This is a genomic window from Roseateles sp. P1_C1_2 (assembly GCF_056406535.1).
Genome location: NZ_JBFUAB010000036.1, coordinates 1 through 21,191, shown reverse-complemented (window position 1 = coordinate 21,191; position 21,191 = coordinate 1). Strand labels below are relative to the sequence as shown.

General features: G+C 69.0%; 17 protein-coding genes. 10 read left to right on the top strand and 7 right to left on the bottom strand.

The window, feature by feature from the left end; all coding sequences use genetic code 11:
- Positions 1-77: 77 nt before the first annotated feature.
- Positions 78-1,289 carry a DesA family fatty acid desaturase gene (locus tag AC1D2H_RS28220; protein ID WP_478013181.1) on the bottom strand — a complete coding sequence of 404 codons (1,212 nt, stop codon included), beginning with the start codon at positions 1,287-1,289 and terminating at the stop codon, positions 78-80.
- 130 nt (positions 1,290-1,419) lie between these two features.
- A complete protein-coding gene (locus tag AC1D2H_RS28215) occupies positions 1,420-2,682 on the bottom strand; it encodes an RsmB/NOP family class I SAM-dependent RNA methyltransferase (RefSeq protein WP_478013180.1) in 1,263 nt (420 codons plus the stop codon).
- Between the two features lie 25 nt (positions 2,683-2,707).
- On the opposite strand from AC1D2H_RS28215, the gene AC1D2H_RS28210 reads away from it, so the two are divergent.
- Positions 2,708-3,355: a DUF1345 domain-containing protein gene (locus tag AC1D2H_RS28210; protein ID WP_477932180.1), complete on the top strand. Its 648-nt coding sequence runs from the start codon at positions 2,708-2,710 to the stop codon at positions 3,353-3,355.
- On the opposite strand, the gene purN is transcribed toward AC1D2H_RS28210, so the two are convergent.
- Positions 3,348-3,980: a phosphoribosylglycinamide formyltransferase gene (purN, locus tag AC1D2H_RS28205; protein ID WP_478013179.1), complete on the bottom strand. Its 633-nt coding sequence runs from the start codon at positions 3,978-3,980 to the stop codon at positions 3,348-3,350. The genes AC1D2H_RS28210 and purN overlap by 8 nt on opposite strands.
- 58 nt (positions 3,981-4,038) lie before the next feature.
- Between purN and trpS the strand changes: the two genes are divergently transcribed.
- The 3 genes from trpS to AC1D2H_RS28190 are packed head-to-tail and all read left to right on the top strand — an operon-like array spanning position 4,039 to position 6,787.
- Positions 4,039-5,043 carry a tryptophan--tRNA ligase gene (trpS, locus tag AC1D2H_RS28200; RefSeq protein ID WP_478013178.1) on the top strand — a complete coding sequence of 335 codons (1,005 nt, stop codon included), beginning with the start codon at positions 4,039-4,041 and terminating at the stop codon, positions 5,041-5,043.
- Positions 5,040-5,447 (top strand): DUF3717 domain-containing protein, encoded by a 408-nt coding sequence (locus AC1D2H_RS28195; protein ID WP_478013177.1) that lies wholly within the window; start codon positions 5,040-5,042, stop codon positions 5,445-5,447. Before trpS ends, AC1D2H_RS28195 begins: the two co-directional genes overlap by 4 nt.
- Positions 5,444-6,787 (top strand): MATE family efflux transporter, encoded by a 1,344-nt coding sequence (locus tag AC1D2H_RS28190; RefSeq protein ID WP_478013176.1) that lies wholly within the window; start codon positions 5,444-5,446, stop codon positions 6,785-6,787. Before AC1D2H_RS28195 ends, AC1D2H_RS28190 begins: the two co-directional genes overlap by 4 nt.
- Here AC1D2H_RS28190 and AC1D2H_RS28185 read toward each other — a convergent pair.
- The 4 genes from AC1D2H_RS28185 to ettA form a co-directional block, all read right to left on the bottom strand.
- Positions 6,784-8,166, bottom strand: coding sequence for a sensor histidine kinase (locus AC1D2H_RS28185; RefSeq protein WP_477932170.1), 1,383 nt, complete (start codon positions 8,164-8,166; stop codon positions 6,784-6,786). The genes AC1D2H_RS28190 and AC1D2H_RS28185 overlap by 4 nt on opposite strands.
- A gap of 10 nt (positions 8,167-8,176) precedes the next feature.
- Positions 8,177-8,896, bottom strand: coding sequence for a response regulator (locus AC1D2H_RS28180; RefSeq protein WP_477932168.1), 720 nt, complete (start codon positions 8,894-8,896; stop codon positions 8,177-8,179).
- 91 nt (positions 8,897-8,987) lie between these two features.
- Complete coding sequence (locus AC1D2H_RS28175; RefSeq protein ID WP_477932166.1) at positions 8,988-9,479, bottom strand: Spy/CpxP family protein refolding chaperone; 492 nt, start codon at positions 9,477-9,479, stop codon at positions 8,988-8,990.
- A gap of 140 nt (positions 9,480-9,619) precedes the next feature.
- Entirely contained in the window at positions 9,620-11,284 is a 1,665-nt protein-coding gene (ettA, locus tag AC1D2H_RS28170; RefSeq protein ID WP_477932164.1) for an energy-dependent translational throttle protein EttA, read from the bottom strand.
- 153 nt (positions 11,285-11,437) lie between these two features.
- Between ettA and AC1D2H_RS28165 the strand changes: the two genes are divergently transcribed.
- The 6 genes from AC1D2H_RS28165 to AC1D2H_RS28140 all read left to right on the top strand — a co-directional run.
- Positions 11,438-12,028, top strand: coding sequence for a DUF642 domain-containing protein (locus tag AC1D2H_RS28165; RefSeq protein ID WP_477932162.1), 591 nt, complete (start codon positions 11,438-11,440; stop codon positions 12,026-12,028).
- A 63-nt stretch (positions 12,029-12,091) separates the two neighbouring features.
- Positions 12,092-13,672 (top strand): ABC transporter substrate-binding protein, encoded by a 1,581-nt coding sequence (locus AC1D2H_RS28160; RefSeq protein WP_477932160.1) that lies wholly within the window; start codon positions 12,092-12,094, stop codon positions 13,670-13,672.
- Between the two features lie 166 nt (positions 13,673-13,838).
- Complete coding sequence (locus tag AC1D2H_RS28155; protein ID WP_478013175.1) at positions 13,839-15,380, top strand: DEAD/DEAH box helicase; 1,542 nt, start codon at positions 13,839-13,841, stop codon at positions 15,378-15,380.
- 73 nt (positions 15,381-15,453) lie between these two features.
- Positions 15,454-19,578: a DEAD/DEAH box helicase gene (locus AC1D2H_RS28150; protein WP_478013174.1), complete on the top strand. Its 4,125-nt coding sequence runs from the start codon at positions 15,454-15,456 to the stop codon at positions 19,576-19,578.
- Entirely contained in the window at positions 19,579-20,205 is a 627-nt protein-coding gene (locus AC1D2H_RS28145) for a Rossmann-fold NAD(P)-binding domain-containing protein (protein ID WP_477932154.1), read from the top strand.
- Positions 20,202-21,191 (top strand): MBL fold metallo-hydrolase (locus tag AC1D2H_RS28140; protein ID WP_478013173.1); only part of this gene is annotated, 990 nt, incomplete at its 3' end. The genes AC1D2H_RS28145 and AC1D2H_RS28140, both read left to right, overlap by 4 nt.

Here is a 21,191-nt window from a genome sequence, read left to right as displayed (position 1 = left end):
ACTGCATGCCTCGAGTCTAGGCCAGGCCAAGAAAAAGGGCGCCCGTAGGGGCGCCCTTTACTCTGAGAAACGCTCGCTCAGGCGTGGGCGGCACGCAGGCGCATCGAAAAAGCCTGCAGTTCGGCAATGCCGCTTTCCTCGGCGCGGCGGCACCAGGCCTGCAGGTCGGCAACGAGCTGCTCGGCCGACACATTCGTGCGGGTCCACATCTGGCGCAACTCTTCACGCATGGTCACCAGCTTGTCGATGACCGGGCTGGCGGCGCGGACGTTGGCCAGCTCACCATGGACAGCGACCGGGATGCGGTCTTCGTCGCGGTGCAGCCAGCGCTTGGCCAGTTTGAACTGGGTGAAGCGCTCGCTGTGCTTGCCGCCCTCGGCCTTGACCTTGGCCAGTTCAGCGGCGCAGGCCGCCTTCAGGTCGCGGGCATAGCTGGCCATGACTTCGTAGCGGTTGGCGATCAAGGCCTCCAGCGTACGGGCGTCGGCCGGCTTGATTTCACCCAGGCTCAGCTTGGGCGCCGTCTTGCGGACCTTGGCCATGCCCAGCATTTCCAGGCCGCGGATATACATCCAGCCGATGTCGAATTCGTAGGGCTTGACCGAGAACTTGGCCGACGTCGGGTAGGTGTGGTGGTTGTTGTGCAGCTCTTCGCCGCCCACGATCAGCGTCCAGGGCGTCAGATTGGTCGACGCGTCCGGCGCTTCGAAATTGCGATAGCCCCAGTAGTGGCCGATGCCGTTGATGACGCCGGCCGCCCAGATGGGAATCCAGATCATCTGGATCGCCCAGATCGTGGCGCCTGCGGCACCGAACAAGGCCACGTTGATGATCAGCATCAGCGCCACGCCCTGCCAGCTGTACTTGGTGTACAGATTGCGTTCGATCCAGTCCTCGGGCGTGCCGCGGCTGTACTTGGCGATCGTCTCGGCGTTCTTGGCCTCGGCGCGATAAAGCTCAGCGCCTTCGGCCAGCACCTTCTTCAGGCCGCGGGTCTGCGGGCTGTGGGGGTCTTCCTCGGTTTCGCACTTGGCGTGGTGCTTGCGATGGATGGCGACCCATTCGCGGGTGACCATGCCGGTCGTCAGCCAGAGCCAGAAACGGAAGAAATGCGACGGGATGGGCCCGAGATCCAGGGCCCGGTGAGCCTGAGCACGATGCAGGAAGATCGTGACCGAAGCGATCGTGATGTGGGTCACAACCAGCGTATAGATCACCAATTGCCAGACGCTGAGGCCCAGCAGGCCGGAGCCTACCCAGTCGATCAGCGCGTTCAGGATGTCATTCATGCGTCCAAGACCTCGGCCACAGCGGCCATGCAAAGGAATGTCAATTGTAGGGGAGAGCCCCCAAATTCAAGGGGTTTGTCGCACCGTATTCAGGCGGTGCCGTGCGAATCGACGCGTTCTTTGACCCGCATCAAGCCGATCTTTCCCAAGCGACGGCGAAAAACCCGTCYGTGGCGTGTTGGTGRGGCCACAGCCGGAGTGCGCCGTTTTCCACGAGTTCATCGGCGCGCTCGACCTGGGCCTTGACCAGCGCCTCATCCGCCGCCAGCGGCTTGAAGTCCGGGTGAGCGGCGGCGAATTCGGCCGCGATGACCTCGTTCTCGGCGTCCAGCAGGCTGCAGGTCGCGTAGACCAGACGGCCGCCCGGCTTCACCAGCCGGGCCGCGCTGGCCAGGATGGCGCGCTGCTTGGCCTGCAGTTCCGTCACCGCCTGGGGCGACTGGCGCCACTTCAGGTCCGGGTTGCGGCGCAGAGTGCCCAGGCCCGAACAGGGCGCGTCCACCAGCACGCGATCGATCTTGCCGGCCAGGCGCTTGATGCGGTCGTCGCGCTCATGGGCGATCTGGGCCGGATAGACATTGGACAGGCCACTGCGCGCCAGGCGCGGCTTGAGCGCCGTGAGTCGGTGACCAGAAACGTCGAAGGCGTAGAGCCGCCCGGTGTTGCGCATGGCCGCCCCCAGGGCCAGCGTCTTGCCACCCGCACCGGCGCAGAAATCCACCACCATCTCGCCGCGCTTGGGTGCCAGCAGCAGGGCCAGCAGCTGGCTGCCCTCGTCCTGAACCTCAATCGAACCGTTGGTGAACAGCTCCAGCTTGTTCAGGGCCGGCTTGCCGTCTATGCGCAGACCCCAGGGCGAATACGGCGTCGGCGTGGCTTCGATGCCGGCGGCCTTGAGCTGGGCCTGCGCCTCCTCGCGCTTGAGCTTCAGCGTGTTGACACGCAGATCCAGCGGCGCGGCCTCGTTCAAGGCCGTGGCGAGCTTCCAGAACTCTTCTTCGCCCAACCGGGCCAGCAGCGGCTCCGCCAGCCATTCCGGCATGTTGTGGCGCAGCTTGGACGCCAGGCTCATCGGATCGATGGCCTGAACCTGTTCCAGCCAATGCTGCTCGGCCGGGCTGAGAGCCCCGCGCAGGAACGCGGCATTGCCGCGCCAAGCCAGCATGGCCAGGCGGCGGTGCATGGAGCCGCTGCCGCTCTGGGCCAGGTTCTGGAACTTGATCCGCTCGCGCAGCAGCGCATAGACGGTCTCGGCCAGGCTGGCACGTTCGCGCTGGCCGAGGTTCTTGTGTTGACGGAAAAAGGCCGAAACGGTCGAGTCGGCCGGCGCGTCGAGCTTGTTGACGGCGGCGATCAGCTCGGCGCACAGCTCCAGCAGGGCATTAGGATGCATCGCCCCATTATCCCAACGTCCCTGCATGAAGCTCTGGAACCAGTTGCGCCTGCGCCCTCGCCTGCTGACGGCGATCCTCGTGGGCAGCGCGCTGGCTGCGGCCTGGCCCGACGTGACCAGCCTGCAGACCCGGCTGCTGATCGGCTGGAACCTGGTTGTCTGGATCTACCTGCCGCTGGCGTTCTGGATGATGCTGGGCCGCGCGGGCACCGTGGACGTGCAAGCCAGCGCCCGGCGCCTGAACGAAGGCGTCATACCGATGTTGGCGCTGGCCGTGCTCGGCGCATTGGCCAGCCTCGCGGCCATCACGCTGGAGTTGCAGGCCGCAAAACAGCATCACGACCCGCGCTATGTGCTGCTCGCGCTGACGACCGTGGCCGGCTCGTGGCTGCTGCTGCCGGTGGAGTTCGGCATCGCCTACGCCAGCCGCTATCACAGCAAAGGCAAGGGCGAACATGGGCTGGAGTTCCCGGGCGACGAGAAGGAGCCGCCGGACTACGGCGACTTCCTCTATTTCTCGATCACGGTCGCTGCCACCTCGCAGACATCGGACGTCTGCGTCAGTTCGCGCGCCATGCGGCGCCTGGTGCTCGTCCAGGCCCTGCTCGCCTTTGTCTTCAACACCGGCGTGCTGGCGCTGTCGATCAATATCCTGGCCGGACTGATCAGCTGACGAAGAGCTGCTGAGCGGCGCCGTCGCGGTGGGCGACGCGCTCGCCGTCCCACACCAGCGCTTCTTCGACGAACCAGCGCACCGACTCCGGATAGATGCGGTGCTCGGCCGTCAGCACGCGGGCGGACAAGGCCTTGGCGTCGTCGCCCGGCAGCACCGGCACCACGGCCTGCATGACGATGGCGCCATGGTCCAGTTCGGCCGTCACGAAATGCACCGTCGCGCCAGCGATCTTGCAACCCATCTCCAGCGCCCGCTCGTGTGTATGCAGGCCGGTGAAGGCAGGCAGCAGCGAAGGGTGGATGTTGAGCATGCGACGCGCATAGCGGCCTGTGAAGCCGGGTGTCAGGATGCGCATGAAGCCGGCCAGCACGACGAGATCGGGCGCAAAGCCATCGATGACGCGGGCCAGCTCGGCGTCGAAATCCTCGCGGCTGGCATAGGCCTTGTGGTCGACGACGGCTGTCGCAATGCCATGAGAGGCAGCGAACTGCAGCCCGCCGGCATCCGGCCGGTTGCTGATGACGGCCGCCACTTCGGCCGGCCACCCCTCGGCCTTGCAGGCCTTGACGATGGCCTCCATGTTGGAACCCCGCCCCGAAATCAAAATCACCAGCCTCTTCATGGGGCGGCAGTTTAGGGGCCGGCCGGCCTGTCGGCCCTTGAACGACAATCCGCGCCCCATGTCGACGACACCCTCCCCCACCCGCCCACGCATCCTGTCGGGCATGCGCCCGACCGGTGCCCTGCACCTCGGCCACTACCACGGCGCCATCAAGAACTGGGTGCGGCTGCAGGACACGCACGACGGCTTTTTCTTCGTCGCCGACTGGCATGCGCTGACCACCCAGCGCCCCAGTGGCGAGACGCTGACCCGCCATGTCTACGAGATGGTCACCGACTGGCTGGCCGCCGGCATCGACCCCGAGCGCTGCACCCTCTTCCTGCAAAGCCGCATGCCCGAGCATGCCGAGCTGTTCACGCTGCTGGCCATGTGCACGCCGTCCTCCTGGCTGGCGCGCATGCCCAGCTACAAGGACCAGGTGGCCGCCGACCCCGAACTGGCCACCTATGGCTTCCTCGGCTATCCGCTGCTGCAGGCGGCCGACATCCTGCTCTACAAGCCCGCCGGCGTGCCGGTCGGCGAGGACCAGGCCGCCCACGTCGAGGTGACCCGCGAGGTCGGCCGGCGCTTCAACCGCCTCTATGCGCCCGACGCGCCCATCTTTGTCGAACCGCAGGCCCTGCTGACCGAGACGGYCCGCGTACCGGGCCTGGACGGCCAGAAGATGAGCAAGAGCCTGGACAACGCCATCGCGATGCGCGACGAGCCCGAGGCGGTCGCCACCAAGATCCGCACCATGCCGACCGACCCACAGCGCGTGCGCCGCAGCGACGCCGGCGACCCGGCGCGCTGCCCCGTCTGGCCCCTGCACCAGATCTACAGCGACGACGCGACCCGCGCCGCCTGCGACACCGGCTGCCGCACGGCGGCCATCGGCTGCCTGGACTGCAAACAACCCCTGATCGAGGCCATCCAGAAGGAACAGGCGCCCTGGCGGGAACGCGCTGCGGCCCTGGACCCGCAGCAGGTGCAGTGGACGCTGGAAGTCGGCACCGAACGCGCCCGTGCCGTGGCGCGCAAGACACTGCGCGAGGTGCGCGGTGCGATGGGGCTGGTGGCTTGAGTTCGACCATTCATGTCACCGACCTCGAGGCCGCCATCAACTGGTGGCGCGAGCGCGTGCCCTCGCCCGATGGCATCAGCGCCGCACCGGAGGTGCGCGCGCTGGCCGAGGCCTATGCCCTGCTGGCCTGGAGCCGTGCGACCGAACTCGACACCGACTCGCTGAAGCCCGAGGCCCTCGACGCCTGGCTGGCCTGGTACGCGACGACGGCGGACTCGCCCTGCATCGCCATCTGCTCGACGGCCCAGGGCGACGCCATCTGCAAAGGCTGCGGCAGGACATTCGACGAAGTGCAGCACTGGCCGGCCCTCGACCCTTTCGAGAAGCGCGTCGTCTGGCACCGCATCACGCAAGAAGGCACGGCCTGGCGCTTCAATCGCTACGCCGAAAGAGCAGGCCGATGACCCGCATCCGCTTCATCGACAGCGCCCGCCGCCTCGTCCCGCTGGCCTGGCCCGTGCTCGTCGGCCAGATCGCCGTGATGATGTTCAGCACCATCGACACGCTGATGATGGGCCGCGTCAGCCCCGAGGATCTGGCCGCGTTCGCTGTCGGCTCGGCGGCCTATGTGACCATCTTCGTCGGGCTGATGGGCATCATCCTCGCGGTCGGGCCGATCGCCGGGCGGCAGTTTGGCGCCCAGGATCTGCCCGGCGCCGGCAGCAGCTTCGTGCAGGCGCAATGGCTGGCCGTGCTGCTCTGCATCCCGGGCTGCCTGGCGCTGTGGTTCCCCGACCCGTTCACCGCACTGGCCCAGCTCGATGCCGCCCAGGCCGACAAGGTGCGGGCCTACACACGGCCCGAAGCCTTCGCGCTGCCGGCCGCCCTGCTCTTCACTGCCTTCCGCGGCTTCTCCACCGCCGTCAGCCGTCCCAAGGCCGTCATGGCCATGCAGCTGACCGGCCTGGCCGCCAAGGTACCGCTGAACGCGGTGCTCGTCTTCGGCTGGGGGCCGATCCCGGCCATGGGCGTCGCGGGCTGCGGCGTCGCCACGGCCATCGCGCTGATCGGCCAGGCCATCGTCGCCCTGCTGCTGCTCAGACGCGACGCCTTCTACCTGCCGTTCAGGATCCCGCACCTGTGGCAGACCCGGCCGCATTGGGGCGAACTCGCGGCGCTGGTGAAGCTGGGCCTGCCCATGGGCGGCTCCATCCTCGTCGAGGTGACGGGCTTCACCTTCATGGCCTTCTTCATCGCGCGTCTGGGCGCAACGCCCGTGGCCGGCCACCAGATCGCCGTCAACCTCGTCGCGATGATGTTCATGATCGCGCTGGCCCTGGCCACCGCGGCCGGCACGCTGGTAGCCCAGCATCTGGGCGCCCAAGAGAAGCATGAGGCACGCACCGTCGGCCGGCATGCGATGACGCTGGCCGCGTTGACTGCCGCGGCCGTCGGCGCCGTCGTCGCGCTGGCGCGGGAACCCATCGTCGCCCTGTACACCAACAATTCCGCAGCAGCCGCGGCCGCCCTGCCGCTGCTGGTCTGGGTGTGGTTCTTCCACCTCGGCGATGCGCTGCAGACGGTGGCCGCCTATGTGCTGCGCGCCTACCAGGTCGCGACGCTGCCGATGATCATCTACGTCGTGGCACTTTGGGGCCTGGGCATTGGCGGCGGCTACTTCCTGGCCTTCGGTGCCGATGGCGCCGGCGCGGTCGGCTTCTGGCAAGCGGCCACCGCGGGACTGATCGCCGCGGCCCTGCTGCTCAGCCTGCTACTGCACAGGGTCTTCGACGAGAACCGTTAGGACTTGGCCGCAGGCAGGAACACCACGAAGCGACTGCCGCCACCGTCGCGCGCCAGGCAGCGCACGCTGCCGCCATGGCGTTCGGCAATCTGCTTGACGAGGCTCAGCCCCAGGCCGACGCCACCCGCCATCTCGGCATGACCGGGCAGCCGATAGAAGGGCTCGAAGATGCGCTCGCGCAGGTCGGCCGGCACGCCGGGACCGCGGTCGGCGACGACGTACTCATAGCCACCGGCCACCGGTCGCAGCGCCAACTCCACGTCGGGGCCGCCATAGCGGCGCGCGTTGTCGAGCAGATTGCGCAGCGCCCGGCGCAGCAGGCGCTCCTGGCCCTCGATGCGGGCCGCGTCGGTCTCGGGCTCGAAGGCTGCCTCGGCGCGGGCGGCCTCTTCGGCGCCCAGGGCGAGCAGCTCGACCGGATGGGTTTCGCCGACCGCACTGCCAGCCTCCAGCCGGCTGGCCAGCAACACCTCCTCGACGAGGGCATCCAGCTCGGCGATGTTGACGTCGATCTCGTGCGCCAGACGCTCGCGCTGGGCCGGCGCGGCATCGTCCAACATCGCGAAAGCCATCTTCAGCCGCGCCAGCGGCGAGCGCAGTTCGTGGCTGGCATTGGCCAGCAGGGTCTGGTGGGAGCGCAGCAGCGTCTCGATGCGGTCGGCCGCCTGGTTGAAACTGGTGGCCAGGGCCGCCACCTCGTCCCGGCCGCCGTCGTCGACGCGGTGGCCCAGCTGGCCGGAGCCGAATTTCTCGACGCCGCGCTTGAGCGCTTCGAGCCGCCGCGTCAGGCGGCGCACGACGGGATAGGCACCGGCCGCGACACCGATGAAGAGCAGCACCAGCACCACGGCCAGCGTCGACACGGCCGGCGCGCCCGGCGACACGGGGCGGTGCAGCCAGGGGCCGGTCCACGGGCCTTCGTCCACGCGCGGCGGTCGGGCGCCGGGACCACCCGCACCGGAGGCTGCCGAAGCTCCGCCCTGCGGGCTGCCAGGCGGGCGCACGCTGCGCACCATCTCCAGGCTGCGACCATCGCCGAGATTGGCGCTGACGATGATGGCGCCGGGGTCGTCGGCACGGCGCTGGAACATCTGCGTCGTCGCGATGCGCTTGCCATCCACGTCTTCGAGCGCGATGGGCATGCGCAGGCGCTGGCCCCAGTCGGCGAAGGCAGCCGCCTGCTCCGCGCGCGGTGCCGTGGCCGGTGGCAGGGCGAGCTTGAGCAGCCCGGCCATCGCGTTCAGCCTCTCACCGGCCGCCGACTCGACATTGCCACGCTCCTGTTCGATGTGGCGCTGGAACAGCCAGGCCGAGCCGAAGGCGAACGCCAGCAGCAGCGCCACCAGCGTCAGGTAGATGCGGACGTAGAGTGACTTCAAGCCGGGGCGTTCAGGCGGCGTCCGCGTCGGCGTCTTGCTTGCGGGCAAAGACATAGCCGGCTCCACGCACGGTCAGCACGCGACGGGGGTTCTTGGGGTCGTCTTCGATGACGGCGCGGATGCGTGAGATGTGCACGTCGATGGAGCGGTCGAAGGCCTCCAGTGGGTGGCCCTTCAGCGCATCCATGATCTGGTCACGGCTCAGCACGCGGCCCGGGCTTTGCGCCAGCACGACGAGGAGGTCGAACTGGTGGCTGGTCAGGTCGCAGATCTTGCCGTCCAGCCGCGCCACGCGGGCCGCGAGGTCGATCTCCAGGCGGCCGAAGCGCAGCACCTCGTCGCCATCCAGCTTGGGCTCCAGGCGACGCAGCAGCGCCTTGATGCGGGCCTGCAGCTCGCGGGGCTCGAAGGGCTTGGCGAGGTAGTCGTCAGCGCCCAGTTCCAGGCCGAGGATGCGGTCCATGGGCTCGCCGCGGGCCGACAGCATCAGCACCGGCTGGTGGCGCCAGCGTGGGTCGCCGCGCAGCCAGCGGCAGAAGTCCAGTCCGTCGCCGTCGGGCAGCATCAGGTCCAGCACCAGCAGCTCGAAGCGGCCGTGGGCCAGGGCCTCGCGGGCCTGGGCCAGGCTGCCGGCCGTGCTGACCTCGAAGCCGGCGGAGCGGAGGTAGTCGCCCACCATGCCGGTCAGGCGGGCATCGTCATCGATCAACAGCAGTCGGGCGCTACTCATCACCGGGGCGAGGGAAGAAAAAGGAATCCGGCGCGCTTCCGCGCCGGTGGAACGAGGCTCAAGCATCGCAGAACTCCTCGTCTAGGGCCAATCAGCCGGCGTGACGCGAAGCCATGCGGGCCTGGCGCTTCTTCATGACTTCCGCGATCTTGGCACGCTGCTCGGGTGTCAACACGCGGGCGGCGTCGATGCTGGCCTGGCTCAGGCGCTTGGAGGCGGCCTCGTGCTGGGCACTGATCTGCACGCGCACAGCTTCGATGGCGGCGGCGTCGACATTGGTGGCCGTGTAGAGCGTGGCCATCTGCTGGTGCAGCTTCATGCCGGCTTCGCGCTGGCCGGAAAGATCCTGGCGGGCCGCCTTGAAGATGGCTTCGATCTGGCTGCGCTGCGAGTCCGTCGCATTGACCAGGTCGAGCAGATGCTCCATATGGCCGCCGAACAGGCCGCCGGGCGCCATCATGGCGGCGCCGCCGTGGTGGCCGGGACCGTGGCCGGGCTGAGCTTGGGCGGCCACACCGCCAAGGGCCAGCGCCGCAGCCACCGTACCAACGCGCAACAGGTTCTGGATCTGGAAGGACTTCATCAGAGGTCTCCTGGAAGAAGAGTGAGTGAGGTCATCTTCCAGGCGGCCTGTGTGGCATCTTTGGGGGTGGGGTAAAGAACTGTGTCGATAAGCAGGACCGGTTTTGTTTTTAGTGAACCGGTCAGCTTCTCGACAGGGTCTTACTTGATCGGCTTGAAGCGCATGCGCTTCGGGCGCGCGCCTTCCTCGCCCAGGCGCTTCTTCTTGTCGGCCTCGTACTCGTGGAAGTTGCCGTCGTAGAAGAACCACTGCGAGTTGCCTTCGCAGGCCAGGATGTGGGTACAGATGCGGTCCAGGAACCAGCGGTCATGGCTGATGACCATGGCCGAGCCGGCAAACTCCAGCAGCGCTTCTTCAAGCGCGCGCAGGGTTTCGACGTCCAGGTCGTTGGACGGTTCGTCCAGCATCAGCACATTGCCGCCCTGGGCCAGCGTCTTGGCCAGGTGCAGGCGGCCGCGTTCACCGCCGGACAGCGCACCGACGAGCTTCTGCTGGTCGTTGCCCTTGAAGTTGAAGCGGCCCAGATAGGCGCGGCTGGGCATGATGAACTTGCCGACGATGATGTTGTCCAGGCCGCCGGAGACGTCCTGCCACACCGTCTTGTCGGCTTCCATGCTCTCGCGGCTCTGGTCGACAAAGGCCATCTTGGCTGTCTTGCCGATCTTGACGGTGCCACTGTCCGGCTGCTCCACGCCCTGCAGCATGCGGAACAGCGTCGACTTGCCGGCGCCGTTGGGGCCGATGATGCCGACGATGGCGCCGGCCGGCACCTTGAACGACAGGTTGTCGATCAGCACACGGTCGCCGAAGCTCTTGCTGACGTTCTCGAACTCGATGACTTCATTGCCCAGGCGCTCGGCCACGGGGATGAAGATTTCGTTCGTCACGTTGCGCTGCTGGTATTCGACGTCCGAGAGTTCCTCGAAGCGGGCCAGACGCGCCTTGCTCTTGGCCTGGCGGCCCTTGGCATTGGAGCGAACCCACTTGAGTTCCTCCTTCATCGCCTTCATGCGCGCGTCTTCGGACTTCTGCTCGGTCTCCAGGCGCTTTTCCTTCTGGTCCAGCCAGTCGGAGTAGTTGCCCTTCCAGGGGATGCCGTGGCCGCGGTCGAGTTCGAGAATCCACTCGGCGGCGTTGTCCAGGAAGTAGCGATCGTGGGTGATGGCCACGACGGTGCCGGGGAAGCGCTGCAGGAACTGCTCCAGCCACTCGACCGATTCCGCGTCCAAGTGGTTGGTGGGTTCGTCGAGCAGCAGCATGTCGGGCTTGCTCAGCAGCAGGCGGCACAGCGCCACGCGGCGCTTCTCGCCGCCGGACAGCACGCCGATGACGGCGTCCCAAGGCGGCAGGTTCAGCGCGTCGGCGGCCAGTTCCAGCTGCAGGTCGGTGTTCTCGGAGCCGGCGGCGGCGATGACGGCCTCCAGCTCGCCCTGCTCGGCGGCCAGCGCGTCGAAGTCGGCATCCGGCTCGGCATAGGCTGCATAGACCTCGTCCAGGCGCTTCTTGGCGGCCAGCACGCCGCCGATGCCCTCTTCCACGGCCTCGCGCACGGTCTGGTCGGGGTTCAGGCGCGGCTCCTGCTCCAGGTAGCCGATCTTGATGCCGGGCATCGGCACGGCCTCGCCCTCGTACTCCTTGTCGACGCCGGCCATGATCTTCAGGATGGTCGACTTGCCCGAGCCGTTCACACCCAGCACGCCGATCTTGGCGCCCGGGAAGAAGGACAGCGAGATGTCTTTCAGGATGTGGCGCTTGGGGGGAACCGTCTTGTTGACGCGGTTCATGGAGAAGACGTACTGGGCCATGGCTCTCAATGCGGAGGTGATGCGCGGCGGGTTGCCGCGAAAGGCGTGATTGTCGCCGCAGCGCGAACCTGACCGTGAGGACTGCACATGACGGGGCCCGCCCCCCGTGCTCGCGGGATGGGGGCGCCGCACGGGATCTGCACAATGCCACCCATGAAAACCCTTGCCGCCCTTGCTTTCGCCCTGCTCTCTGCCGCCACCCAGGCGCAGACGGTATTCAGTGACAGTTTCGAAACCGCCACCCTCGGCCTGAACACCGCGCCCACGGGCTGGACGGTCACCAACCCCGGCGGCACCGTGGACGTCATCGGCGGCGGCCTGTTCGGCAGCCTCTGCGGCGGCAGCGGGCAGTGCGTCGACCTGGACGGCAGCACCGGCCTGGCCGGCGTGCTCAGCCGCAGCTTCAACCTGAACAGCGGCACGACCTACACGCTGAGCTTCGACATCGCGGGCAACCGCCGCGGTGCCGGCACCGAGACCGGCGTCGTCACGCTGGGCAGCGCCTCGCTGAACTACAGCCTGACGGACAGCAGCCCCGCCGCCGCCTACCAGACGATGTCGCTGGCCTTCACGCCGGCGAGCACCGGCCTGTACACCCTGAGCTTCGCCAATGCCGGCGGCGACAACCAGGGCGCCATCCTCGACAACGTGACGCTGACGGCCGCCGTGCCCGAACCCACCAGCGCCGCGCTGCTGCTGCTGGGCCTGGGCGGCGTCGCCCTGGTCAAGCGCCGTCGCGCCTGAACTCGCGCGGCCACCCGGCCGCTGCCCCTAGACTGGCCACCCATCGAAGCCGATGAGGTGGCCATGTCGTTTCTGCGTTCCACGTTGCTGTTCTCGCTGCCGCTGCTGACGGCCCTCGCCGCACCGGCCCAGACCCTGCGCTGGTCCAGCCAGGGCGACATGCAGACCACCGATCCGCATTCGCAGAACGAGGTCATGACCAACAGCCTGAACAACCAGGTCTACGAGTCGCTGACCCGCCGCCAGAAGGACATGAGCGTCATGCCCGCGCTGGCCACCGAGTGGACCCAGGTCACACCGCTGATCTGGCGCTTCAAGCTGCGCCCCGGCGTCAAGTTCCACGATGGCACGCCCTTCACGGCCGACGACGTCGTGTTCTCGATGCAGCGCCTGCGCGACGACAACGCGCCACAGCGCGTCTATGCCAACGCCGTCGGCATGCCCAAGGCCATCGATCCGCTGACCGTCGTCTTCACGCTGGACAAGCCCAACCCCATCGTCCCCGAGCTGCTGGTCAACCTGTTCATCATGAGCCGCAAATGGTGCGAGGAGCACCGCGTCACACGGCCGCTGAACTTCAAGCAGCAGGAAGAGTCCTACGCCAGCCAGAACGCCAACGGCACCGGCCCCTTCATGCTGGTGAGCCGCCAGCCCGGCGTGAAGACGGTCTTCAAGCGCAATCCGAACTGGTGGAACAAGTTCGAAGGCAATCTGCAGGAGTTCATCTATGTGCCCATCGGCAACGATGCGACGCGCACGGCGGCCCTGATCACCGGTGAGATCGATTTCGTCCTCGACCCGCCGCCCCGCGACGTGGCCCGGCTGCGCAGCATGCCCGACCTCAAGGTCGTCGACGGCCAGGAGAACCGCATCGTCTACATCGGCATGGACCAGAGCCGCGACAAGCTGCTCTACGGCCAGGCGCCGGGTGACAAGAACCCGCTGAAGGACCTGCGCGTCAGGAAGGCGCTGTATCACGCCATCGACATCGAGGCCATCAAGACCAAGCTGATGAGCGGCTATTCGGCACCCACCGGCGGCCTGACCTCGTCGCCGCGCGGCGCCTACAACGACCCCAAGCTCGAAACCCGCCTGCCCTATGACGCCGCGCTGGCCAGGAAGCTGCTGGCCGAGGCCGGCTACCCCGACGGCTTCGACATCACCATGGACTGCCCCAACAACCGCTACATCAACGACGAGCGCATCTGCATCGCGCTGGCCAGCATGTGGGCCCAGGTCAAGGTCAGGGTCAAGGTCAACGCCATGCCGCGCACCCTGTATTTCCCCAAGGTCGAAAAGTTCGACACCAGCCTCTTCCTGACCGGCTGGGGCGGCGGCTCGACGGACGCCGACATCATGCTGACCCCGGTGCTGCGCAACCGCGGCGAGCAGGGCGTGGGCGTGGCCAACTATGGCGGCATCGTCAACAACGAGGCCGACGCGCTGGCCGCCGCCTCCACCATCGAGACCGACCCCAAGAAGCGCGAAATCGCCGTCAAGGCCGCCCTGCAGGCCTACCGCGACCAGGTCAACATCATTCCCCTGCACCGCCAGGTCATTCCCTGGGCCATGCGCAAGGAGGTCAGCATCCCGCATTCCCCCAATAACTGGGCCAGTATGGATTGGGTCACGGTCCGTAAATAGTTCACCCGCTAGAATGCGAGCCAACGCCGCGCTGACAGTCTTGCGCGGCGTTTCATTTTTCTAGAGCCCCCGCACGCGGCCTGGCTTGCCCGAAGACTGGTGTCGCCTCCCCGGCGGCACGGCGAGCCCCGGTGATTGTTGGCGTGCCCTCCCCCCTTAGGATTCGATGAGTTTCGACACCCTCGGCCTGGCAGCTCCGCTGCTGAAGGCCATTGCAGACGCTGGCTACACCACCCCCACCCCCATCCAGGCCCAGGCGATTCCCGCCGTCTTGAACGGCGGTGACCTGATGGCCGGCGCCCAGACCGGCACCGGCAAGACCGCCGGCTTCACGCTGCCCATGCTGCACCGCCTCGCCACCGGCGAGAAGCTGCTGAACAAGCGCGGCAAGATCGCCATCCGCGCCCTCGTGCTGACGCCCACCCGCGAACTGGCCGCCCAGGTCGAGGAAAGCGTGCAGACCTACGGCAAATACCTGCCGCTGAAGAGCATGGTCATGTTCGGCGGCGTCGGCATGCAGCCGCAGATCAACAAGCTGCGCGACGGCGTCGACATCCTCGTCGCCACGCCCGGCCGCCTGCTCGACCACGCTCAGCAAGGCACGCTGGACCTGTCGCAAGTGCAGATCCTGGTGCTCGACGAAGCCGACCGCATGCTCGACATGGGCTTCGTGCACGACATCAAGAAGGTGCTGGCCCTGCTGCCCGCCAAGAAGCAGTCGCTGCTGTTCAGCGCCACCTTCAGCGACGACATCAAGAACCTTGCTGACCGCCTGCTCAACGCCCCGGCGCTCATCGAGGTCGCCCGCCGCAACCAGACCAATGACGCCATCGCGCAGAAGGTCCACCCGGTCGGCCGCGAGCGCAAGAAGGAACTGCTGGCCCACCTGATCAAGTCGGGTGACTGGCACCAGGTGCTGGTCTTCACGCGCATGAAGCACGGCGCCAACCGCCTGACCGACTACCTGAACGACCAGGGCATCAGCGCCATGGCCATCCACGGCAACAAGAGCCAGGGTGCGCGCACCAAGGCGCTGGCCGACTTCAAGGCCGGTGACCTGACCTGCCTGGTGGCGACCGACATCGCCGCCCGCGGCATCGACATCGACCAGCTGCCCCACGTCGTCAACTTCGAGCTGCCCAACGTGGCCGAAGACTACGTGCACCGCATCGGCCGCACCGGCCGCGCCGGCGCCCAGGGCGAGGCGGTCAGCCTGGTCTGTGTCGACGAGAACGGTTTCCTGAAGGATATCGAGCGCCTCATCAAGCGCGAGATCCCGCGCGAGATCGTGGCCGGCTTCGCGCCTGATCCCAATGAGCGCGCCGAGCCCATCGTGCTGGGCCGCACCGTGCTGAACCCGAACGGCAGCCGGGGCCGCAACCCCAACCCGCCGGCTGGCGCCAATGGCCGCGGTGGCCGTGGCGGCGGTGGTGGTCGCCCTGGTGGCGGTGGCGGCGGTGCTGGCCGCGGTGGCGACAGCCGTGGCGGTTCGCGCGACGGCGGTCGCCCGAGCGGCAAGCCGGGTGGCGCACACGCCGGTCATGGCGGCGCCAAGCCGGCCGGCCACACCGGTGTTGGCGGTGCCAAGCCCGCTGCCAAGCCGCATTCGCAGCACGCACCGCGTTCGGCCTCCAGCCAGCCCAGCCGCGGTGACGGCAGCGCGCCGCGCCACAACAACGGCCCGCGCCTGACCCAGCCGAAGCGCTGAGCTTCAACGCGTTGCCTAAGCGGCCCGCCCAGTGCGGGCCGTTTCTCTTTTTGCGCTGATCTAATCCCGCGCCATGCCAGACCGCGCATCCTCCGCCACGCTCAAGGCCGACCTGCAGACCCTGCTGGACGCKCTGCTGCTGCTCGGCAGCCTCGTGCCCGTCACCCATGTCGTGCAGTGGCTGCAGATGACCGGCAAGGAGCGCGCCAACGGCGAGTCCTTCCAACAACTGGACGTGCGCGAAGGTCTGCAGCAGTTGGTGGCGCTAGGCATTGCCCACGCATCGCCGGGTCGCGGCGTCAGCGTCGAGGTGCAAGACCACGCCGCGCGCCTGCAGCACCTGTTGGCGCAACCCCACGCGGAGCGGCTGTGGCGCCAGCGCGTGCACCTGCTCGGCAACGGGCACGGCGACTGGCAGGACCCCATCGGCTGGATCAGCGTCCGCAGCGAGCAGGAGCTGCACGCGGTGCTGCGGCTGATGCTGTTCTCGGGCATGCCGGCCGACGAGTTCCACGGCCACCTGGCCGGCCCGCTGCACAAGTTGAACGAGCCGACCCAGGCCGCGCTGGCCCTCGTCCAGCCCTGGCTGCCGCAGGCGCTCGCCCAGGTCGACGCCGAGCTGCGCGACGAACTCTTCACTCACCTGATGGGCACGCTGCCAGCAGGCCACTCGCTGCGCGCCGACATGCTCGGCTGGCTCGGCCAGCAAGCCGCCAAACCCACGCCAGCCATGCGCGGCCGCCTGGCCGAGGCCGCGATGCTGGCGCTGGACCTCGAAGGCGCTCAAGGCCACCTCGACGGCCTCACCGGCCCTGTCATCACCGTGCTGGCCGCCACTTGCGCCTTCGCCGCCGGCCAGTGGCGCGATGCCAGCGCCGGCTTCGAAGCCGCCATCAAGGCGCTTCACACCACCACCCGCAGCCGCCGCGGCGCGCTGCCCCTGGACATCGCCCGTCTCTACCTGCTGAGCCTGCTGGCCCAGGACGACGCCGTGGCCTGGGAGCGCGCCCGCAAATACGCCATCGCCGAATCCGGCAGCCGCTCGCCCGGCGTCTACGACGCCTGGGGCCTGTGGGTGCACGCCATTGGCAGCCGGCTGGGGCACGACCCGCTGCTGGAAGCCGCCTTCGCGCCGCAGGCCGGCGGCGACGCGAGGCCGGTCGACCGCCTCGTGCTGCTGGCCTGGCTGGACAAGCCCGCCACCGGCTGGACGACTCGGCAGGCGCAGCAGGTCGCAGACGTTCTCGGCTCCGCCCAGGCTTTGCTGGCCGAAGTGCTGGGCGCCGCGCGGCTGCGGCTGGAACTGGGCGGCGCCGAACCCACGCTCATCGCCAACCCCTACGGTCGCCCGCGCGAAGCCTGGCAGGACGCCCTTGCCGCCATCACCGCGCTGAGCCAGGACGGCAAGCCCGCCGGCGGCCCCGGCACCCAGCCCGACCTGGCCTGGCAACTGGCACTGGACGCCGCTGGCCGCGTGCGCACGCTGGAACCGCTGGAGATGACCGTCAGCGCGCGCGGCGTCGTCAAGTTCAAGGACGTGACGCTGTCCAGGCTGAAGAGCAAAGGCGCGCCACGCAACCGCGACAACCTCGTGCTGCGCCACATCGAGCGCGACGCCTGGGCCGGCGCGCGCGACCTGYGCCTGGATGTGACGCAAGCCCTCGTCGCCCTTGTTGGCCACCCGCACCTGATGTTCGCCGACGCACCCGGCCAATGGGTCGAGCTGAGCGAAGAGCTGCCGGAGCTGGAGGTCAAGCGCGTCGGCCTGGCCGCTGAYTCGGCCTTCGAATTCCATATCCACCCGCCGCTGGCGACCACCGAGCCTGCACCCACCGGCGACCGTTTCGGCGCCCAGGCCGAACTGGAGCAGGAGCGCCGCAACACCCAGCGCGTGGAGCGCACCGGCCCGGGCCGGGCGCGGCTGATCCGCATCACGCCCACGCAGCGCCGCGTGGCCGAGCTGGTGGCACAAGGCTGGCGCGTGCCGGCCCACGCGACGGCCGAGCTGGGCGCGGCGCTGCAGGTGCTGGCCGGCCACTTCCAGCTGCACAGCGACGCCGAAGCCGGCCAGCGCGTGAACGGCAGCAGTCGCCTGCGCGCCCGCCTCACACCCGACCGCGACGGCCTGCTGCTGCAGCTGGTGGCCCAGCCCTTCGGCACGTTCGGCCCCGCCGTCACGCCCGGCCAGGGCCGCGAGCGGCTGATGTGCCTGCACGAAGGCCTGAGCCTGACAACCGACCGCGACCTGGCCGCCGAAGCGCAACATCGTCAGGCTGTCATCGACGCCCTGCCCTTCCTCGACCCCGAGCACCCCGCCGACCAGCCCTGGCAGCTGCTCGACCCCGAGCAGGCCCTGGCCGCCCTGGAGCGCCTGCCCTCGTTGGACGCGATCGCTGGCCTGGACTGGCCCAAGGGCAAGCCCGTCACCGTACAGCCGCTGGACTCACCAGCCTTGCAGGTCGACGTCAGCAGCGGCCGAGACTGGTTGGGCCTGACGGGCACCGCCACCATCGACAACAACCGCGTGCTGACACTGCAGCAGCTGCTGGCCCTCGCCCGCGACAGCCGCAGCCGCTTTGTGCGCATGGCCGAGGGCCACTATCTGGCGCTGTCCGAACAGCTGCGCCAACAACTGCGCGACCTGGACTCGCTCGCCGTCGTCAAAAAGGACGCGCTGCAGATCCCTCACGCCGGTGCGGCCTGGCTGGAACAGGGCCTGACCGGCACGCAATTGCGCGGCGACAAGCCGTGGCGCGACCGCCTTCAGCGCCTCACCGACGCCAGCGCGCTGCAACCCCGCCCGCCCGCCGCGCTGCGGGCTGAGCTGCGCAGCTACCAAGCCGAGGGCCATGCCTGGATGCGCCGCCTGGCCGCCGCCGGCTTCGGCGCCGTGCTGGCCGACGACATGGGCCTGGGCAAGACCGTGCAGACGCTGGCGCTGCTGATCGACCGCGCCGACGACGGCCCGGCGCTGGTCATCGCGCCCACGTCGGTCTGCGGCAACTGGCTGGCCGAGTGCGCCACGTTCGCGCCGTCGCTGAGGCCCCAAGGCTACGGCGACGTGGCCGACCGCGCCGCGCTGCTGGCCGCGGCCGGCCCGGGTGACGTCATCGTCGCCAGTTACGCGCTGGCGCAGATCGACGCCGAGGCCTTCGCCGCGCGACGCTGGCACACGCTGGTGCTGGACGAAGCCCAGGCGCTGAAGAACGCCGCCACCAAGCGCGCCAGGTCGGTGGCCGAGTTCGATGCCGATTTCCGCCTGGCCTTGTCCGGCACGCCGGTGGAGAACCGGCTGGCCGACCTGTGGTCCATCATGAATCTCGTCAACCCCGGGCTGCTGGGCTCGGCGCAGCAGTTCAACGAGCGCTTCGCCGGCCCCATCGAACGCCAGAAGGACGGCGCCGCCCGGGCCCGGCTGCGCCGCATCGTTGCGCCCTTCCTGCTGCGTCGCACGAAAGCGCAGGTGCTGCAGGACCTGCCGCCGCGCACCGAGATCGTCCACCGCGTCGAGCCCAGCGAGCCGGAGCGCCACTTCCTGGAAGCCCTGCGCCGCGACGCCCAGGCTGCAGTTGCAGCGGCAGCGGCCGGCAACGAACGCGCCGCGCCCATGCAGGTGCTGGCCGAGCTGATGCGCCTGCGCCGCGCCGCCTGCGACCCCCGCCTCGTGGCACCCGAGCTGGGCCTGGTGGGAGCCAAGATGGCCGAGTTCGAGCGCATCGTTCGCGAGCTGCTGGACGGCGGCCACAAGGCGCTGGTGTTCAGCCAGTTCACCGACTACCTCGACCTGCTGGGTGAGCGCCTGACGCAGATGGCCGTGCACCACCAGCGCCTGGACGGCAGCACGCCGCAGGCCGAGCGCACCAAGCGTGTCACGGCCTTCCAGCATGGCGAGGGCGAGGTCTTCCTCATCAGCCTGAAGGCCGGCGGGTTCGGTTTGAACCTGACCATGGCCGACTACGTGCTGATCGTCGACCCGTGGTGGAACCCTGCCGCCGAGGACCAGGCCGCAGGCCGCGCCCACCGCATGGGCCAGGCGCGGCCCGTCACCGTCTACCGGCTGGTGACGGCCGGCTCGGTGGAGGAGCGCATCATCGAGCTGCACCGCGACAAGCGTGGCCTGGCCGAAGGCATGCTGGAGGGCCATGAACAGGCCAGCCCGCTGGACGCGGCGGCCCTGGCCGCCCTGCTGGAGGACTGAATGAAAACCATCTGGATTGCCGGTGCCACCGGCCTCGTCGGCCGCGCCCTGCGATCCGAGCTGCCCGACGCCATCGCGCTGGTGCGCAAGCCACAGGCCGGCGCGATGACCGTGGACTACACGCGCCCCGAATCCGTCGCCGCCCTGCCCGCCCCCGACCGCGTCTTCATCGCGCTGGGCACGACGATGGGCCAGGCCGGCTCGCAGGCGGCCTTCCGCGCGGTGGATTTCGACGCCGTCGTCGCCGTCGCGCGCGCCGCTCGCGAGCGCGGGGCCACGCATTGCGGCCTCGTCTCGGCGCTGGGTGCCGATGCCCGCTCCGCGGTCTTCTACAACCGCGTCAAGGGCGAAGCCGAGGACGCGCTGATCGCGCTGGGTTTCGAGCGCCTCGTCATCGCCCGGCCCTCTCTGCTGGACGGCCACCGCGAAGCGCTCGACCAGCCGCGCCGCAACGCCGAAGCCTGGACGCTGCGCCTCGTCCGCCCCGTTGCCGGCCTGATCCCCAAGACCTGGCGCCCCATCGCCGCCGACCGCGTCGCCCGCGCGCTGCGGCTTGCGCTGGCGCAAGCCGGCCCGGCCGTGCAGGTGCTGGAATCCGGCACCATGCAAACCCTGGGGGCCCCATGAAGCTGACCTTCCTCGGCGCCGCCGACACCGTCACCGGCTCGCGCCACCTGCTGACGCTGGGCGACCAGCGCCTGCTGCTGGATGCCGGCCTGTTCCAGGGCTACAAGGCGCTGCGCGAGCGCAACTGGGCGGCGCTCGGAGCCCCTGCCGCACAGCTGGACGCCGTGCTGCTGTCCCATGCCCACCTCGACCACTGCGGCTACCTGCCCGCGCTGCGGCGCCAGGGCTTTCACGGCCCGATCTACGCGACCAGCGCCACGCGCGACCTCTGCGACGTGATGCTGCGCGACAGCGCCCACCTGCAGGAGGAGGACGCACGCCGCGCCAACCGGGACGGCAGCAGCCGCCACGACAAGGCGCTGCCGCTGTACAGCGTGCGCGAGGCCGAGGCCACGCTCAAGCAGTTCGCCCCGCTGCCCCGCGACGGCAAGCTCAAGCTGGGCGCCACCGAGGTGCGCTTCACGCCGGCCGGCCATCTGCTCGGCGCCAGCAGCATCCATGTCAGCCACGGCGGCCGCTCCCTGCTGTTCTCGGGCGACATCGGCCGCGTGGGCGACCTGCTGATGCCGGTGCCCCAGGTGCCGGCCGCCGCCGACGTGGTGCTCATCGAGTCCACCTACGGCAATCGCCTGCACCCCGCCCAGGATGCCCAGGCCCGCCTGGCCCAGATCCTGCGCAACACACTCAAGCGCGGTGGCTCGGTGCTGCTGCCCAGCTTTGCCGTCGGCCGCGCCCAGGCCCTGCTGCTGCTGTTGCAGCGCCTGCGCAACGCCGGCGAGCTGCCGCTGGACGTGCCCATCTGGCTGGACAGTCCGATGGCTGAGCTGGCCACCGAGCTGACAATCAAGCACGCGCGGCTGCTGCGCATCTCTGCCAGCGAGGCGCGCAGCCTGACCGACCGCGTGCACTATGTGACCAAGCAGGCCCAGAGCCTCAAGCTCGCCGCCGACCTTGCCGGCCCGCGTGCCCGGCCGGCCGTGGTCATC

Coding starts and splice junctions, on each gene's coding strand:
- AC1D2H_RS28175 (WP_477932166.1), bottom strand. CDS start 9,479: ATGAAGTCCTTCCAGATCCAGAACCTGTTGCGCGTTGGTACGGTGGCT.
- AC1D2H_RS28220 (WP_478013181.1), bottom strand. CDS start 1,289: ATGAATGACATCCTGAACGCGCTGATCGACTGGGTAGGCTCCGGCCTG.
- AC1D2H_RS28210 (WP_477932180.1), top strand. CDS start 2,708: ATGAAGCTCTGGAACCAGTTGCGCCTGCGCCCTCGCCTGCTGACGGCG.
- purN (WP_478013179.1), bottom strand. CDS start 3,980: ATGAAGAGGCTGGTGATTTTGATTTCGGGGCGGGGTTCCAACATGGAG.
- AC1D2H_RS28180 (WP_477932168.1), bottom strand. CDS start 8,896: ATGAGTAGCGCCCGACTGCTGTTGATCGATGACGATGCCCGCCTGACC.
- ettA (WP_477932164.1), bottom strand. CDS start 11,284: ATGGCCCAGTACGTCTTCTCCATGAACCGCGTCAACAAGACGGTTCCC.
- AC1D2H_RS28160 (WP_477932160.1), top strand. CDS start 12,092: ATGTCGTTTCTGCGTTCCACGTTGCTGTTCTCGCTGCCGCTGCTGACG.
- AC1D2H_RS28155 (WP_478013175.1), top strand. CDS start 13,839: ATGAGTTTCGACACCCTCGGCCTGGCAGCTCCGCTGCTGAAGGCCATT.
- AC1D2H_RS28145 (WP_477932154.1), top strand. CDS start 19,579: ATGAAAACCATCTGGATTGCCGGTGCCACCGGCCTCGTCGGCCGCGCC.
- AC1D2H_RS28165 (WP_477932162.1), top strand. CDS start 11,438: ATGAAAACCCTTGCCGCCCTTGCTTTCGCCCTGCTCTCTGCCGCCACC.
- AC1D2H_RS28190 (WP_478013176.1), top strand. CDS start 5,444: ATGACCCGCATCCGCTTCATCGACAGCGCCCGCCGCCTCGTCCCGCTG.